At 58.6% G+C, this 15,465-nt stretch carries 18 protein-coding genes; 7 read left to right on the top strand and 11 right to left on the bottom strand.

The annotated features are described in order from the left end of the window. Positions 1-9 precede the first annotated feature (9 nt). The gene (locus F3I21_RS10785; protein ID WP_150058868.1) at positions 10-1,749 is read left to right on the top strand and encodes a DUF2534 family protein; all 1,740 of its coding nucleotides are present in this window, start codon (positions 10-12) and stop codon (positions 1,747-1,749) included. Positions 1,750-1,829: 80 nt separating this feature from the next. On the opposite strand, the gene F3I21_RS10780 is transcribed toward F3I21_RS10785, so the two are convergent. Continuing rightward, positions 1,830-2,846, bottom strand: coding sequence for an NAD(P)-dependent alcohol dehydrogenase (locus F3I21_RS10780; protein WP_021508873.1), 1,017 nt, complete (start codon positions 2,844-2,846; stop codon positions 1,830-1,832). Between the two features lie 123 nt (positions 2,847-2,969). Continuing rightward, complete coding sequence (locus tag F3I21_RS10775; RefSeq protein ID WP_010616678.1) at positions 2,970-3,239, bottom strand: hypothetical protein; 270 nt, start codon at positions 3,237-3,239, stop codon at positions 2,970-2,972. Between the two features lie 333 nt (positions 3,240-3,572). On the opposite strand from F3I21_RS10775, the gene F3I21_RS10770 reads away from it, so the two are divergent. Together F3I21_RS10770 and F3I21_RS10765 are read left to right on the top strand one after the other, a co-directional pair. Next, positions 3,573-4,469: an extracellular solute-binding protein gene (locus F3I21_RS10770; protein ID WP_150059103.1), complete on the top strand. Its 897-nt coding sequence runs from the start codon at positions 3,573-3,575 to the stop codon at positions 4,467-4,469. After that, positions 4,466-5,248, top strand: a complete 783-nt coding sequence (locus F3I21_RS10765; protein ID WP_150058867.1) for a molybdenum ABC transporter permease — start codon at positions 4,466-4,468, stop codon at positions 5,246-5,248. Before F3I21_RS10770 ends, F3I21_RS10765 begins: the two co-directional genes overlap by 4 nt. Here F3I21_RS10765 and F3I21_RS10760 read toward each other — a convergent pair. The 7 genes from F3I21_RS10760 to F3I21_RS10730 form a co-directional block, all read right to left on the bottom strand. Beyond that, on the bottom strand, positions 5,245-5,634 hold the full coding sequence (locus tag F3I21_RS10760) for a response regulator transcription factor (RefSeq protein ID WP_088517427.1): 390 nt from the start codon (positions 5,632-5,634) through the stop codon (positions 5,245-5,247). The two genes, F3I21_RS10765 and F3I21_RS10760, sit on opposite strands and share 4 nt — an antisense overlap. Before the next feature lie 210 nt (positions 5,635-5,844). Further along, the gene (locus tag F3I21_RS10755) at positions 5,845-6,621 is read right to left on the bottom strand and encodes an ABC transporter ATP-binding protein (protein ID WP_150058866.1); all 777 of its coding nucleotides are present in this window, start codon (positions 6,619-6,621) and stop codon (positions 5,845-5,847) included. Next, the gene (locus F3I21_RS10750) at positions 6,621-7,304 is read right to left on the bottom strand and encodes an ABC transporter permease (protein ID WP_150058865.1); all 684 of its coding nucleotides are present in this window, start codon (positions 7,302-7,304) and stop codon (positions 6,621-6,623) included. Before F3I21_RS10750 ends, F3I21_RS10755 begins: the two co-directional genes overlap by 1 nt. 9 nt (positions 7,305-7,313) lie before the next feature. Continuing rightward, on the bottom strand, positions 7,314-8,033 hold the full coding sequence (locus F3I21_RS10745) for an ABC transporter permease (RefSeq protein WP_058758979.1): 720 nt from the start codon (positions 8,031-8,033) through the stop codon (positions 7,314-7,316). A 12-nt stretch (positions 8,034-8,045) separates the two neighbouring features. Further along, positions 8,046-8,894, bottom strand: coding sequence for a transporter substrate-binding domain-containing protein (locus F3I21_RS10740; RefSeq protein ID WP_021508866.1), 849 nt, complete (start codon positions 8,892-8,894; stop codon positions 8,046-8,048). 15 nt (positions 8,895-8,909) lie between these two features. Further along, on the bottom strand, positions 8,910-10,097 hold the full coding sequence (locus F3I21_RS10735) for a M20 family metallopeptidase (protein ID WP_058781032.1): 1,188 nt from the start codon (positions 10,095-10,097) through the stop codon (positions 8,910-8,912). 271 nt (positions 10,098-10,368) lie between these two features. Beyond that, a complete protein-coding gene (locus F3I21_RS10730; protein WP_058781031.1) occupies positions 10,369-11,268 on the bottom strand; it encodes a LysR substrate-binding domain-containing protein in 900 nt (299 codons plus the stop codon). Between the two features lie 104 nt (positions 11,269-11,372). Here F3I21_RS10730 and F3I21_RS10725 point away from each other — a divergent pair, with 104 nt between their 5' ends. The 3 genes from F3I21_RS10725 (at position 11,373) to F3I21_RS23515 (ending at position 12,578) form a co-directional block, all read left to right on the top strand. Continuing rightward, the gene (locus F3I21_RS10725; protein ID WP_058758976.1) at positions 11,373-12,077 is read left to right on the top strand and encodes an SDR family oxidoreductase; all 705 of its coding nucleotides are present in this window, start codon (positions 11,373-11,375) and stop codon (positions 12,075-12,077) included. A gap of 208 nt (positions 12,078-12,285) precedes the next feature. Beyond that, positions 12,286-12,417 carry a hypothetical protein gene (locus tag F3I21_RS23520; protein WP_254919537.1) on the top strand — a complete coding sequence of 44 codons (132 nt, stop codon included), beginning with the start codon at positions 12,286-12,288 and terminating at the stop codon, positions 12,415-12,417. Between the two features lie 29 nt (positions 12,418-12,446). After that, complete coding sequence (locus F3I21_RS23515) at positions 12,447-12,578, top strand: hypothetical protein (protein ID WP_255467574.1); 132 nt, start codon at positions 12,447-12,449, stop codon at positions 12,576-12,578. 1 nt (position 12,579) lies between these two features. Here F3I21_RS23515 and F3I21_RS10720 read toward each other — a convergent pair whose 3' ends face one another. After that, a complete protein-coding gene (locus F3I21_RS10720) occupies positions 12,580-13,512 on the bottom strand; it encodes an AraC family transcriptional regulator (protein WP_021508860.1) in 933 nt (310 codons plus the stop codon). A 160-nt stretch (positions 13,513-13,672) separates the two neighbouring features. On the opposite strand from F3I21_RS10720, the gene F3I21_RS10715 reads away from it, so the two are divergent. After that, entirely contained in the window at positions 13,673-14,407 is a 735-nt protein-coding gene (locus F3I21_RS10715; protein WP_058781030.1) for an SDR family oxidoreductase, read from the top strand. Positions 14,408-14,486: 79 nt separating this feature from the next. Here the strand turns inward: F3I21_RS10715 and corA are convergent, their stop codons facing one another. Then, positions 14,487-15,455: a magnesium/cobalt transporter CorA gene (gene corA, locus F3I21_RS10710; protein ID WP_021508858.1), complete on the bottom strand. Its 969-nt coding sequence runs from the start codon at positions 15,453-15,455 to the stop codon at positions 14,487-14,489. Positions 15,456-15,465 lie beyond the last annotated feature (10 nt).

Here is a 15,465-nt window from a genome sequence, read left to right as displayed (position 1 = left end):
AAGACGGCTTTGTCTGCTGTTCACTCTGCAGCACCGCGCGGCGCGGTGCTTAATCTGCTACGCCGCTTACACTTTTACATTGGCCTGTTTGTCGCGCCGTTCATCTTCGTGGCGGCGCTCAGCGGCACGCTGTATGTGCTGACGCCGCAGCTGGAAAATCTGATCTACGCCGATGCGCTCACCGCGCAGCCGCAGGGCAATGTGCAACCGCTCTCGGCGCAGATCGCCGCGGCACGCGCCTATGCGGGCGAAAATCAGCACATTTATGCGGTTCGACCCGCGCCTGCCGCGCGCGATACCACGCGCGTACAGTTCAGCGATGCCACACTCGGTCCGTCGCAGTCGCGCGCGGTGTTTATCGATCCCTACAGCCTCAAAGTAACCGGCGACATGACGGTGTACGGCACCAGTGGCGTGTTGCCGCTGCGCACCACGCTCGATCTGCTGCACAGCAGCCTGTTACTCGGTGACTTTGGTCGCAACTACAGCGAACTGGCGGCGAGCTGGCTGTGGGTGGCCGCGCTCGGCGGCGTGCTGCTGTGGCTGGGCACGCGGCCAAAACGCCGGCTGAAAACCGTGCGAAAGGGGTTTGCCTTTAACCGGCACTGGCACATCACGCTGGGGCTGACGCTGCTGCTCGGGCTGCTGTTCTTCTCCGTTACCGGCCTCACCTGGTCACAATGGGCAGGTAGCAATATCGATAAGATGCGCACCGAGCTTAACTGGCTGACGCCACAGGTAAATACGGCGCTCAGCGGTGATGCGCCCGCCGCGCCGGCGGATCCTCACGCCGATCACCGCAGTATGCCGGACATGGACATGACCAGCATGCCAATGTCGTCGATGGCGAAACCGGCGGCGCAGCCGGCGAAGTCACTGCCGGCAAATGCCGCCGACGCTGACTGGGATCGCGTGCTGGCGGCGGCGCGTCAGGATGGCATCCGCGCGGCTAAAGTGGAGCTGCGCCAGCCGAAAAGCGAGGGTAAAGCCTGGACGGTGAGTGAGATTGATCGCAGCTGGCCCACCCAGGTGGATGCGGTGTCCGTGAATCCGCACAGCTTCGCGATTGTCGATCACGTCTGGTTTGATCGCTTCCCGCTGGTGGCAAAACTGACGCGCTGGGGTGTCGATGCGCACATGGGCGTGCTGTTTGGCTGGCCTAATCAGCTGTTGCTGGCACTGTTTGGCCTGGGTTTGTGCAGCATGATTGTGCTGGGTTATCGCATGTGGTGGCTGCGCCGCCCGGCGCTGGATCAGGCCAGCCCGGCGCAAACCCTGAGCGCAAGCTGGCTGGCGCTGCCGCACTATGCCAAAGGGGTCTGCCTGATGCTGGCGCTGGTGCTCGGTTATGCCCTGCCGGTGATGGGCGTCAGCCTGCTGGCCTTCGTGCTGGTGGATGTACTGCGCTGGCGCAGACAACAGCGGGCGCCGATGAGCGAAGCGGAAATTCTCGCCGCGCAGCAGTCGCCGCTCGGTATCGTGCGGGCGCGCTTCACGGTGAAACGCAAGGAGATGCGTTACTACCTGCGTGGGCTGTTTATTCTGGCGCTGATTGTCGGTACGGTGATGAGCAATGCGATTATCGGCGGCGTGATCGATCAATACGGCATCCCGTTCAGCCACTGGACGCTGACCATGTATCTGACGCAGGGCTTTATGATCGCGCTTTACACCACGGTGTTCACCGCGCTGATGTCGATTCCGCTGTGGTATTTCTTCCTCGGCGAAAAGGATGATTCGCAGGGATAAGGCGTAAAAAACGGCGGATGATCCCCCATCCGCCGTTTTGTCTGACAAATGTCAGCGTGTTATCCGCCTCAGATTCCGACTCAGAAATCGGCCTTCAGCACCACGCGGTAATTGGCTTTACCGGCGCGTACGTGATCCAGCGCTTCATTGATTTTTGACATCGGGAACTCTTCCACCTGCGGTGCCACATCGGCGCGTGACGCCAGACGCATCAGCTTACGCAGCTGGCCCGGTGAACCGGTAGAAGAACCCGTTACCGCGCGATCGCCCAGAATCAGACTGAACGCCGGCACTTCAAATGGCTTCATCACCGCGCCCACGGTGTGGAACTTACCGTGCGGAGCCAGCGCCTGGAAGTACGGCTGCCAGTCCAGATCGACAGCTACAGTGCTGATAATCAAATCAAATTGCCCGGCCAGCGCGTTCAGCGCCTGCGGATCGCGGCTGTTGACCACACGATCGGCGCCCATGGCTTTGATGGATTCGGTTTTGCTGGCATTCGAACTGAACGCCGTAACTTCAGCACCCATGGCGCGCAGCAGTTTGATCGCCATATGGCCGAGGCCGCCAATACCGATAACGCCGACGCGGCTGGTGGCCGTTACATGGTGCATCAGCAGCGGTTTAAATACGGTAATGCCGCCACACAGCAGCGGACCGGCAGAGGTGATGTCCATGGATTCCGGCAGCGGAATCACCCACTGCCAGTCGGCGCGCAGATGGCTGGCGAAACCGCCTTTGTTCATGATGGTGGGCACTGAACCATTCTCACAGTTGACCTGCTCGCCATTGATGCAGGCATCACAGTGCTGGCAGCTTTTCGCGGTCCAGCCGATACCCACGCGCTGACCCACCTTCAATCCTTTGTCCTGCGCCGCATCGCCGAGTGCGCTGATACGACCAATCACTTCGTGACCGGCAATGACCGGATAAGAGGAAATGCCCCACTCGTTATCAATCATCGACAAATCAGAATGGCACACACCGCAGTAATCGACCTCAACCAGCACTTCTTCCGCCGCCAGCGGACCGGTTTCGTACTCGTACGGTACCAGCGCATCACCGGCGTTGTGTGCGGCATAACTTTTGATTTTCATTACTGTCCTCTGTTTTCAGCGTTGTTAACCCAGGAAGTCTAGCAGAGCGTATTGCATGATTATGATTAAATTTCAGCCAATTAGAGTCTGTTAAGCGTAACGGGGAAAGAAAAGCATTTCGCGTTAAAGCGAATCGTGACTGGGCGGACTGCGGAACGCATGGCGCGCCTCTTCTATCAGCTGGCTGGCGGTGACGGTGGGCGGCAAACGCGTCAGCACTTTGCTGGCCTGCCAGTAACACAGCACCATCTCCTCGTTGGTTTCGTTCTCCGCCATTTCCCTTAAGCGCCTGCGCAGGCTCAGCACGTCCAGCGTTTGCTGTTCATCCACCATCTCAGCGATGGTTTGGTTGATGACCTGATGAATGATTTTCCAGGAAAGATCGGCAAACACGTTAAACCTCGTGACGTAGTAACGGGCTCCAGGCAAATGAGGAAAAGGTGCAAGCCCAGCGGCATGCAAAATAATCCAACTGGGATAACTATAGCCGCTTATTTAACCAGCAGACGGCTGGCCGCCTGCGTTTGCGGTAGCTTGCGGATCGGTAAATGAATTTTTTTCTCTCAGCGCGCGTTGCAATGGTACTAAAACCCGGCGCTGGCGCGCGACCGCAGGATTTCGCAACAGAAATTACTTTGCGCTAAAACGGAGAATTCCGATAATCGCTATCTACTAATTTATATAGCGAAAAGGAATCTCCGCGTGAAGACGCTTACCCTACTGTTAATGACTGCCGCCGGCGGATTGAGTTTACCGGCGCAGGCCGCCATGGATATCCGCGTGACGTATGCCGGTTCGATGGGAAAAGTGATGGATCAGGCACTGGGCCCGGCATTTGCACAACAGCATGACGGTAAGTATGAAGGTCAGGGCCAGGGGGCTTATGGTATGGCGCGCCTGCTGGCGAGCAAAAAAATCACCGCTGACGTGTTCGTGTCTGTTACTCCCGGTCCGATGCAGATCCTGAAAGACGCCGGACTGATCGACAACGCAGTACCGGTAGCCAGCACCAGCATGGTGATTGCCTATAACCCAAAAGGGCCGTTTGCGCCGCAGTTTGCCGCAGCCAAAGGCAATGATGGCCGCTGGCTTCAGCTGCTGGCAGCGCCGGGACTGAAATTTGGCCGGACCGATCCGGTAAACGATCCTAAAGGCCAGAACATTATTTTTACCCTGCTACTGGCGCAGAAATATTACCGGCAGCCCGGCATCGCTGACAACATTCTCGGCGGTTACCAGAATCCCGCGCAAACCCATCTGGAGGGTGGCTTGCTGACGCGGCTCGAGAGCGGTCAGGTGGATGCGGCAGCAGGCTATGAAAGCGAAGTGATCTCTGCCCATCTGCCTTACATCGCGCTGCCCGATGAAATCAACCTCAGCAATCCGGCGATGGCGACTAAGTGGTACAACACGGTCAGCTTTAGCGTCAAAGACAGCCAGGGTAAAGATAAAGTGCTGCACACCCAGCCACTGGTCTATTACGCGGCGGTGCTCAGGAATGCGCCGCACGGTACGGCCGCTGGCAAAGCCTTTGTAGATTTCATGCTGAGTCCTTCAGGACAGGCGCTGTTTAAACAGCAAGGCTATGCCGCGCCGAAGGGCGATGGGCTTTATACGCGATGAAAATCCGCCATGCTGGCGCGCTGTGGCTGTCGCTACCCGCCCTGCTGCTACTGGCCGTGCCGTTTATCACCCTGACGGGCGTCACACACTGGCAACATCTGCGGCTGGCGTGGGGTGACGGCGCGGCGATTACCACGTCGCTCAGTCTGGGCGCGATCGCGCTGGTGCTGATTTTTCTGACCGGCTTACCGCTGGCCTGGTGGCTGTCGCAGGCGCGGGGAAAAATACGCTGGCTGGTTGAAACGCTGGTGATGATCCCGCTGCTGACGCCGCCGCTGGCGATGGGAATCCTGCTGGTCAGCGCGTACGGTCCGTACAGTTTGCCCGGCCAGCTGCTGAGCAAGCTGGGCTGGACGCTGGTGAACAATCCCGCCGCCTTTATTCTGGCGCAGTGGTATGGCGCGCTGCCCTACTTTGTCACCAGCGCACGCTCGGCGTTTATCGCGGTGCCGCCGGAGATCCTTGAAGCGGGCCGAACGCTGGGTGCCGCGCCATGGCCGTGCTTCTGGCGGCTGGCGCTGCCCCTGGCCGCACCGGGCCTGGCGTCGGCCACGGCACTGGCGTGGGTGCGGGCGATGGGCGAATTCGGCATTGTGATGATTTTCGCCTGGTTTCCCCACGGAATGCCGGCGCAGCTGTACAACAATCTGCAAAACGACGGCGTGGATGCGGTGTATGTGCTGTTGTGGCTGTTACTGCTGTTTACCCTGCCGGTGCCGCTGCTGTGCGCGCTGGCTTCCCGGCGCGCGCTTTCCGGCAACACGGCGCGGCATCATTAGAGGCTGGCGCGCTGCTCACTCTCACGCATCGCCAGCCGGACCGTCTCCAGCAGCGATTCAATCTCCAGCGGCCGGGTGAAAAAGGCAAAGGCGCCCTGAGCAAACAAGCGCCGGCAGGCCTCCAGCGTGTCATGCCCGGTCATGATGATCACCGGCAGCAGCGGATGGCGTGCACCCTGCCGGGCCAGCCAGCTCAGGCCGCTACTCTCTGGCTGTCGCACATCAAGCAGCAGACAGCCGCATACGGCTTGCTGACCGGCGGCGGCGGTTTCGAACGATGCCAGGTCGGCAAAGTCGGCGACCTCGTAGTCCACGGTTCGCAGCAGAAATCCCAGCGACTCACGCACGGATACATCATCATCCACTAACCACACCTTCGCGCCCATTACGTACTCCGCCTGTAGAAAAATGAGGAAAATTTCGGCCCTCTCTGTCGCGCGGTAACGCAACAGCAGCCAGACCTGACGGTAGCTGGTTATCGATGGACGTGAAGTGCGCGACGACGTGCACCTTCCCTGCGCCGATAAAAAAGCCCTCCGTTGAGGGAGGGCGATTTTTCCATAATTTGGCTTAGAACACCATTGGCACAAATCTGGTTAGCTGTTGCGCTGCAGGTGGCTGCTGACAAAAGCGCGACAGCGCGCCGAGATCGGTTCGCTGAACACCTGCTGCGGCGATCCGGACTCTTCGATTTTGCCCTGATGCAGAAACACCGCTTTGTTTGATACATCGCGCGCAAACCCCATTTCATGGGTGACGATAATCATGGTGCGCCCCTCTTCCGCCAGGCTGCGGATGACGCGCAGCACTTCGCCCACCAGCTCCGGGTCGAGTGCGGAAGTGGGTTCATCAAACAGTATCGCTTTCGGCTGCTGCGCCAGCGCCCGGGCAATCGCCACGCGCTGCTGCTGACCACCGGAGAGCTGCGACGGCCACGCGTTGCGCTTTTCGTATAACCCGACCTTTTGCAGCAGCGCTTCGGCCTCGGCAACGGCCTCCTGACGGCTGCGCTTCTGTACATGGATCGGTGCCTCAATGATGTTCTGCAGCACGGTTTTGTGCGGCCACAGATTGAAGCCCTGAAACACAAAGCCGAGCTGCATGCGCATCAGCTTAATGCGGCGGCGCTGTTCACGGCTCAGCTTTTCGTCCGCGTTATCGAGGGTGACCACTTCATCGCCCACGGCAATCTCACCGGCCTGTGGCACTTCAAGAAACGGGATGCAGCGCAGCAGCGTACTTTTACCGGAGCCGCTGGCGCCGATCAGCGAAATGACGTCGCCATCCTGCGCCGTCAGGCTGATGTCATGCAGCACTTCATGCCCGCTATAACTTTTTCTGAGATGGCTCAGGGCAATAGTGGGTTTATTCATTAACGTGCTCCAGCGTGATAGGGGGACAAACGGCGCTCCAGCAGCGCCACCGCTTTGCTCACCAGCACGGTCAGCAGCAGATAGATAATCGCCGCGCTGATAAACACCTCCAGTGCGCGGAAGGTTTCTGACACGATGGAATCGGCGATGCCGGTCATCTCCATCAGGCTGATGGTGCTCACCAGCGACGTGGATTTGATCATCGAGATGATCTCATTGCTGTAGGCCGGCAGCGCCTGCCGCACTGCCAGCGGCAGCGTGATGCGTCGCAGCGTAGTGAAGCGCGACATGCCGCACACTTTCGCCGCTTCCAGTGACTGCACGCTAACCGCATTCAGTCCGCCGCGCAGGATCTCGGCGGTGTAAGCCGCGTCGTTGAGAATCAGCGCAATTAACCCGCACCAGTAGGGCTCACGCAGCAGCGGCCACAGCACGCTTTCGCGCACCGCCGGCAGGCTGCCGAGGCCATAGTAAATCATGAAGATTTGAATCAGCAGCGGCGTACCGCTGAACAGCCAGACATAAAAACGCGTAACGTAGCTGCCAAGGCGATGCTGACGCAGCAAATTCAGCAGCAGCGCCAGTATTCCGCCGCCCAGCAGGGACAATACCGCCAGGTTGAGCGTCAGCGGCAGTCCGCGCAGCAGCGCCGCCAGCGTGTGCTGTAAAAAGGTGAAATCCATCGTGGCTCCTTACAACCGCGCGCGTTGTTGCCCGCGCATGGCCACTTTTTCCACATAGCGGAAGAAGAAATCTGAACAGGTGGTGATAATCAGGTAAATCACCGCGCCTACGCTGTAGAAGAAAAACGGCATCTGGGTGGAATTCGACGCGGTGGAAATCTGGTTCATGGTTTCCACCAGCCCGGTCACCGACACCAGCGCCGACTCCTTAATCACCGATTGCCACTGATTACCCATGCCCGGCAGCGCGGTGCGCAGCGCCTGTGGCACAATCATGCGGCGGAACAGCATAAAACGCCCCATACCGGTGACCGTAGCAGCTTCCAGCGTGCCGGCGGGAATCGCGTAAAACGCGCCGCGAAATACACTGCTCTGATAAGCGCCGGAAATCAGCCCGATAGCGATCGCGCCGGCAACGAAGCCGTTAACGTCAAACGGTCCCTGCAGGCCGATAGCTTCACCGATAAACCCGACCACCTGTCGGCCGCCAAAGTAGAACAGGTAGATCACCAGCAGCTCCGGCACGCCGCGAAACAGCGTGATGTAGCCGCTGGCAACACGCTGCTGCCAGCGGCCGCCACCAATCTGCATCCAGCACAGCAGGCTGCCGAGCATCGCGCCCAGCAGCCACGCACACAGCGAGACCGTTACCGTGACGGTGGCGGCGTCCAGCAGCACGCCGCCCCAGCCCTCGTCACCAAAACCTAACAGTTGCCAGTCAATAGTCATAAGCGCTCAGCATTATTCCGCAGGCGCGACGTTCTCGCCGAACCATTTCTCTGACAGTTGCTTCAGCGTGCCGTCTTTGATCATCGACACCAGCGCCTGATCCAGCGCGGCTTTCAGCTCCGGATTGTTTTTACGAATGGCAATCGCCGAGCCCTGGCCCAGCACACCACCCACAAAGCCGTAACCGGTGCTGTTTACCGTATCCGCGTGTTTTTTCACATAAGCATTGAGGTTGGTGCGCGATGCCATGACCGCATCAACCCGCCCATTCAGCAGATCGGCGAAGGTTTCCGGGCCGGCCTGATAGGTACGGATAGTCGCGACATCACCGAGGTATTTGTTGAGGAAATCGGCCTGAATGGTAGCGACCTGCACCGCAATGGTTTTGCCTTTGAACTTCGCCTTCAGCGCGTCGATGGCTTTGTTCATACCGGCTTCATCGGTCGCCTGTACCACTTCACCGTTGCCCGGCAGTGTATCCACTGCGCTGCCCTTCAGCGTGACGAAGCCCGAAACGCTCACGGTGTACTGATGGGTAAAATCCACCACTTCTTCACGTTTTGGCGTCACGGTGACGGCATCGACCACTGCATCATATTTGCCATCAGCGAGGCCGGGGATCAGTCCGGACCACTTCTGCGCGACGATTTCGTATTTGAATCCCGCGCGTTTCGCCAGTTCGGCCACCATATCGGGCTCGTAGCCGACAATTTTGCCGCTCGGCGTGGACTGGTTAAACGGCGGATAGGCCGCTTCGGTGGCGAATTTTAACGTGCCAAAATCTTTGGCCTGAACCACAGCGGCAGCAGCCAGCAGCAACATGCCCGCGGAGGCGGAGAACAGCCCTTTACGCATCATCATAAAACCTCATTATTATCAGGAGAGTAAGTCGATCGCTATACGGGCCAGAGCCTGTGTGCCAGCGTGAATGCTGCGTTCGTCCGGCTGATAGTCGGAGTTGTGCAGATGGTCGTCGCGCCCCGGCGCGCCAGAGCCGATATGGATCTGACAGCCCGGCACACGCTCGGTAAACAGCGAGAAATCTTCCGCGCCAAAGCTGCTGCTAGGTTTTGCCACCACCGGCTTGCCGAACTGGTGCGAGAGGATCGGCTCCAGTGCATCAATCAGCGCATCATCATTCATCAGCGGCGGTACACCTCGCTGATAATTGACCTCAATCCGCGTATTGAGCGACAGCGCCACTCCGGCACAGATGCGGCGGAAAGCGTCTTCCATGTGAGCGCGCGCCTGCGGTGATTTAGCGCGGATGGTGCCCTGAATCAGGCAACTGTCGGAGATGATGTTATGAGTGGTGCCGCCGTGGATATGGCCAATCGTCAGCACAGCAGAGTTCGCCGGATCGAGCTCGCGCGACACAATGGTCTGCAACTGCGTTACCAGGCTGGCGGCGGCAATGATCGGATCGGTACCCATGTGCGGTCGGGCGGCGTGGGTGGATTTGCCATGAATCACTACGTCGAATTCATCGCTGGAAGCGGTGCTGGCACCGCGCGTCAGGGCAATTTCTCCTGCGGCCAGCTCTGGCTTATTGTGCAGCGTGATCGCCACATCAATGCCGTCCGCTGCGCCGGCAGCAATCATGGCTTGCGCGCCGCTCTCTGGCGTCTCTTCCGCCGGCTGAAAAATCAGCCGCACCGTGCCTTGCAGCTGGCTGCGCAGGTCCGCGAGGATCGCCGCGACGCCGAGCAGCGTAGCCGTGTGGATATCGTGGCCGCAGGCGTGCATTTTACCCGGCCAGATGCTGCTAAACGGCAGACCGGTTTGCTCATGAATCGGCAGCGCATCCATATCGGCGCGCAGCAGCACGGTTTTGCCCGGCTGCGCGCCGGTAATGTCTACCATCACGCCAGTGCGGCCCACGCCGGTTTGCGGCGTCAGCCCGAGGCGCAACAACTCCTGTTCCACGATGGCTGCGGTGCGGACGGTGTCGAAACCGAGTTCCGGATGTGCGTGAATATCGCGCCGGATGGCGATGAGGTGCGCCTGCATGCTTTCACTTCTGGCGCTGATATCCCTGGCTAAAAGAATTTTATGATCGGTCATGGTGGTAATACGGTTATGCAGGCTGTTGCCTGGCCGTTATGGCATTTTTATGAAATTCAGCGTTTTATTTATTCACAGCCCTCAGCAGATTGCAACGCACAATTCCTTCCCTTAATTGCTGAATTTGCGTGATATTTTTCTAAAACCCTGCCTGTGCAGGATAAACCTTATAAAATGCATGCTCAGTCAGTCATAACATTCATAATTCGCAGACTATCATCAGTTTTACTGATTTTGTTATTGAACATAAAAGCATCGCGTTGCTCAGCCATCAATCTTTGCTCTGCTCCGCCTGACTGAGTAGCCACGCACGAACCGCACTCACCGTTGCCTGCTCACGCGGACGTCGCGGAGCCACCAGATACCAGCCGGCATCAACGGGCATCTCACGATGCCAGGCGGGAACCAGCCGACCGCTGGCCAGATCGTTCTGCACAAAATGCGGGCTGGTCAGTGCGATACCCTGACCACTCAGCGCCGCTTCCAGCGCCAGCGCGGTCTGGTTGAAGCGCAGATGATGCTGATGCTGCAGCGACTGGCCGGGGAACATAAACGCCAGGAACGCTGGCCACAGGTGATGGCCATCGTGCAGCAGCGGATAGCGCAGGCAATTTTCTGGCTGCGCTGCATCACCGTGTTGTGCCAGCAGCGCCGGGCTGACCACCGCCAGCACCGTCTGGCTAAACAGCAGCGTGGCCTCCAGCCCGCTACCAAACGGCGGCCGGCCATAGCGCACCGCCAGGTCGACGCCTTCATGGTGAAACTGCACCAGCCGTTCAGAGGCCAGCACGCGCAGGTCGATGTCCGGCCAGGCCGCGGTAAATGCCGGTAAACGCGGCAGCATCCAGCGGCTGGCAAAGGTCGGTGTTACGCTCAGCGTCAGGCGATCCGGCTCCGGGCGCAGCGTGCGCGTCGCCTCATCAATCAGCTCAAATGCCTGTCGAATGTGCACCGCATAGCCTGCACCGGCAGCGGTCAGCGCCAGCGAACGCGGCAACCGATCGAACAGTTTCAGGCCCAGGCTGGCCTCGAGACCGCGAATATGCTGCGCAACCGCACCCTGCGTCACGCCGAGCTCTTCAGCGGCGAGGCGAAAATTAAGGTGCCGCGTCACGGCTTCAAATACCCGAAGTGCATTCAGCGACGGTAATGCCTGAAAGCCCTGATTCATCCTGTAGTTTTCCTATCGTCAATTGCCAGCTGAGCTGACTCTCTGCGGCATCTCCCGGCCATTATACTGGCATCACAGGATATTTAATTGATGAGGTTACTCACATGACAGTAGAAAAAGTTGCGGTGATTGTCGCAGGTGGCAGCGGTATGGGCGCAGCGGCAGCGGAGAAGCTGGCCAGCGAGGGTTTCAGGGTTGCGATTCTTTCCTCCTCCGGCAAAGGCGAGGCGCTGGCGAATCGTCTGGGCGGGCTCGGTATTACCGGTTCGAATCAGTCAGTGGACGATTTGCAGCACCTGATTGATGCCACTCTGGCGCGCTGGGGACGTATTGACGTGCTGGTTAACAGTGCCGGTCACGGTCCGCGCGCGCCAATCCTCGAATTAAGCGATGATGCGTGGCAGCAGGGAATGGAAACCTACTTCCTCAACGTGGTGCGCGCTGTACGTCTGGTCACGCCGATCATGCAGCAGCAGGGTGGCGGCAGTATCATTAATATCTCGTCGGCATGGACGTTTGAACCCACCGACATGTTCCCGACCTCGGCCGTGTTTCGTGCCGGTCTGGCTTCTTTCAGTAAAATCTTTGCCGACACCTACGCAGCTGAGAATATTCGTATCAACAACGTCCTGCCTGGCTGGATTGATAGCCTGCCGAAAACGGATGAACGGCGCGACAGCGTGCCCATGCAGCGCTACGGCACGGCTGCAGAAGTGGCGGCTACCATTGCGTTTCTTGCTTCGCCCGGCGCGGCTTATATCACCGGGCAGAATCTTCGCGTGGACGGCGGCGTCACGCGCAGCGTGTAACCGGCTTTGCTGTGCCTGATGGCCACAGCGGCATCTGATGTCCGCTGTGGCTGCCGCCTGCCTCATGATGAATTTCTCAGCCTGTTTTCAAGACTGGTCTTGTCGTTTCGCGGCCTTATAACACGTCAGAATGTTCTTATTCGCTGACAGAATTTTCTGTTCTCAGCTGCCAGATATTCCCGGTAAAACTTTCTGATTTGAGGTTGCTATGCCACTGCTTCTTCGTATGCGTCTGCACACGCTGCTGACTCCCGAACGCCATCTTGTCTGGCGTTTCCTGCTAACAGGTTGTGCATTTTTCTGGATTCTGCTGGTGGTTGCCGTGATGGGGCTGCGCTGAACAGTTGCTGGCTGTTGTGAGGGATGATTATGGTATTAATGTTATCGCCGCGCCTCAGTGCGCTGCTGAGTTTTTCCCGCCGGTTACTGTGCCAGCTGGCACTGGCTGCCAGCCTGCTGTTCTGGATTGGCGTAGTGGCAGCAATCTTCATCGCGTACTGACCTAATGTGCCTGTAGCCGCGCGGATAATTGTTCCGGCGGCAGCAGCGCAAAGGCGCGTTTCATCACCCGCGCCTCGTCAGCCGGGGTGCGACCAAACATCCGCTTAAACTCCCGGTTAAACTGTGAATCACTTTCGTAACCGACACGTGCGGCGGCACCGGCGGCGGTGAGATTATCGCGAATCATCATCAAACGCGCCTGATGCAGCCGCAGCGACTTGAGATACTGAATCGGCGAGGTCTGCGTGACGCTTTTGAAATGCAGATGGAAGCGCGGAACGCTCATGCCCGCTTCGCTGGCCAGATGCGGCACATCCAGCGGCTGCTGCCAGTCAGCATGAATGCGCTGCAGCGCCCGCGCGATACGGCCAAAATGCCCCTGATAGGTCAGCGCTGCGCGCACCGCACCGCCCTGCTCACCCAGCAACACACGAAAGCAAATCTCTTCTACCCGTGCCGGGCCTAAAACCTGCGCTTCCAGCGGATCGCTCAGCGCCTGTAACAGGCGCAGCGTGCTGTCCGCCAGCGTCTCATTTACCGGCGTCGAAATAATGCTGGCTGGTGTCTCCGCCAGCGGAATGTCTGCCGCTGCGACCTGGGTCACCAGTCGCGCCAGCGTGGCCGCATCCAGACGGATAGCCAGCCCCAGCAACGGTTCGGCGGAGGTCGCTTCAGTCTCAGCGGAGAACGGCAGCGGCACCGACAACACCAGATAGTGCTGTGCGTCGTAGCGATACATTTTGTCGGCAAGAAACGCCCGCTTCGAGCCCTGACAGATAATGATGATGCTCGGCTCATAAAGAACCGGCGTGCGCGCCCACTGCCGGTCGGCACGCATAAAGCGCACGCTGTCGAGCAGTGAAGCAGTATAACCTTCCTGCGGTGCCAGCTGGCGCAGCAGCGCGCAGGTCTGCTGTTGTACGGTTTGCGACATAACGGGTTTCCGGTGAGAGGTTCAGGCAAAGCATAACCAGGTTTCTTCCCTGCTCACAACGGTGACGAGAGAATCAGGCAATGATACGCCACAATCCGGTCTGTTCGCTTTAGCCGGCGTTTTCCACAATAGCCTCGTCAACCAACACGAGGAAACCATCATGGCTCATTCCAATGCGAAAGTGATTATTCTGACCGGCGCCAGCAGCGGCATCGGCGAAGCGATAGCGCGTCTGCTGGCCAGTCAGGGGCATAAACTGGTGCTCGGCGCGCGCCGTACCGATCGGCTGGCGATACTGTGTGATGAACTGCGTGCCAGCGGCGCGCAACTGGATTATCTGGCCACCGACGTAACGCAGCGAGCCGATACGCAGCAGCTGGCCGATTTTGCCCGCGATAAATATGGTCGGGTTGATGTAATGATCAACAATGCCGGCGTTATGCCGCTGTCGCCGCTCAGTTCGCTGAAGGTGGATGAATGGGATCGTATGCTCGACGTCAACGTGCGTGGCGTACTGTACGGCATCGCTGCCGTACTGCCGCTTATGGAATCGCAGCAAAGCGGCCATATCATCAATATAGCCTCGATTGGTGCGCTGGCGGTATCGCCGACGGCAGCGGTGTACTGCGCCACAAAATTCGCCGTTCGCGCCATTTCGGATGGCCTGCGTCAGGAATCGCGCCAGCTGCGGGTGACGGTCATTAATCCCGGCGTGGTGGAATCGGAACTGGCGGACACCATCACTGACGAGACCGCACGCGTGGCCATGCAGAGCTATCGTCAGATTGCGTTAAAACCCGAAGCCATTGCGCAGGCGGTGAGCTGGGCCATTAATCAGCCTGGCGAAGTTGATGTCAATGAGATCACGGTGCGCCCTACTGCCAGCGCGCATTGAGGCTAATGGAGCGTGGCGATTTCAGGCTGAAATCGCCCTGGCCTGCGCGTCTGGTGACAGCGCGCGCAGGCCATCACGCTTACAGCCAGCCCGCTTTTTTCAGCCGCCACCACATAACGAAACAGATCACCAGCGTGACCGCCAGCGCCGCCGGATAGCCAAAGTGGCTGTGCAGCTCGGGCATGTCTGAGAAGTTCATGCCGTACATACTGAAGATGATGGTCGGCACAATCAGGATTGCCCCCCAGCCGGCCAGTTTTTTATTCACCTCACTCTGCTGTACCGAGACCAGTGCCAGATTTACCTGCATGGCGCTGGCCAGCGTTTCGCGCATGTCTTCGGCATCAATCATGACGTGGTGCGCGTGATCCTGCACGTCGCGCAGATAGGCGCGCAGATTTTTCGGGATGATATCTTCATGGAAGCGCACCAGCTGCGGGCAGATCTCTGTCACCGGCATCGCCGCATTGCGCAACGACAGCAGCTGACGCCGCAAATGGTAAACATTCTCCAGCGTTACGCTGTCAAAGCGGGTGGTGAACATGCCGTCTTCCAGGTCAGCAATACGTTCACTCAGCGATTCGGTGATTTTGCTGTAGTTGTCGACGATAAAATCGAGGATGCAGTAGAGCGCATAGCCGGGTCCCTGGCACAGCATGGCATGGTTTTTCTCGGCTTTGGCGCGAATCGCTTTATAGCCCTCAACCGAACCGTGGCGCACGGTAATCAGAAAATTTTTACCGAGGAAAAAGTGGGTTTCGCCAAAGCTGATGCGCTGGCGATCTTCCATGTGTGCGGTTTTCACCACGATAAATACCGACTCGCCGTACTGCTCAATCTTGGGCCGCTGATGCGCCACCAGCGCATCCTCAATCGCCAGCTCATGCAGGCTAAACTCCTCCTGCAGCGTTTGCATGAACGCCGGATCGGGTTGATACAGGCCAAGCCAGACGAACGATTTTTCCTCTTTCAGCACTTCGCTGATTTGATCGACTTCGACATGCTCTTCGCGTTTGCCGTGGCGATACACCACGCAGTTAATCACCATTTTCGCGTTG

This window comes from Pantoea sp. B_9 (assembly GCF_008632015.1).
GTDB lineage: Bacteria > Pseudomonadota > Gammaproteobacteria > Enterobacterales > Enterobacteriaceae > Pantoea > Pantoea dispersa.
Note: the sequence above shows the minus strand (reverse complement) of the source record. Positions and strands in the feature narration are given on the sequence as shown.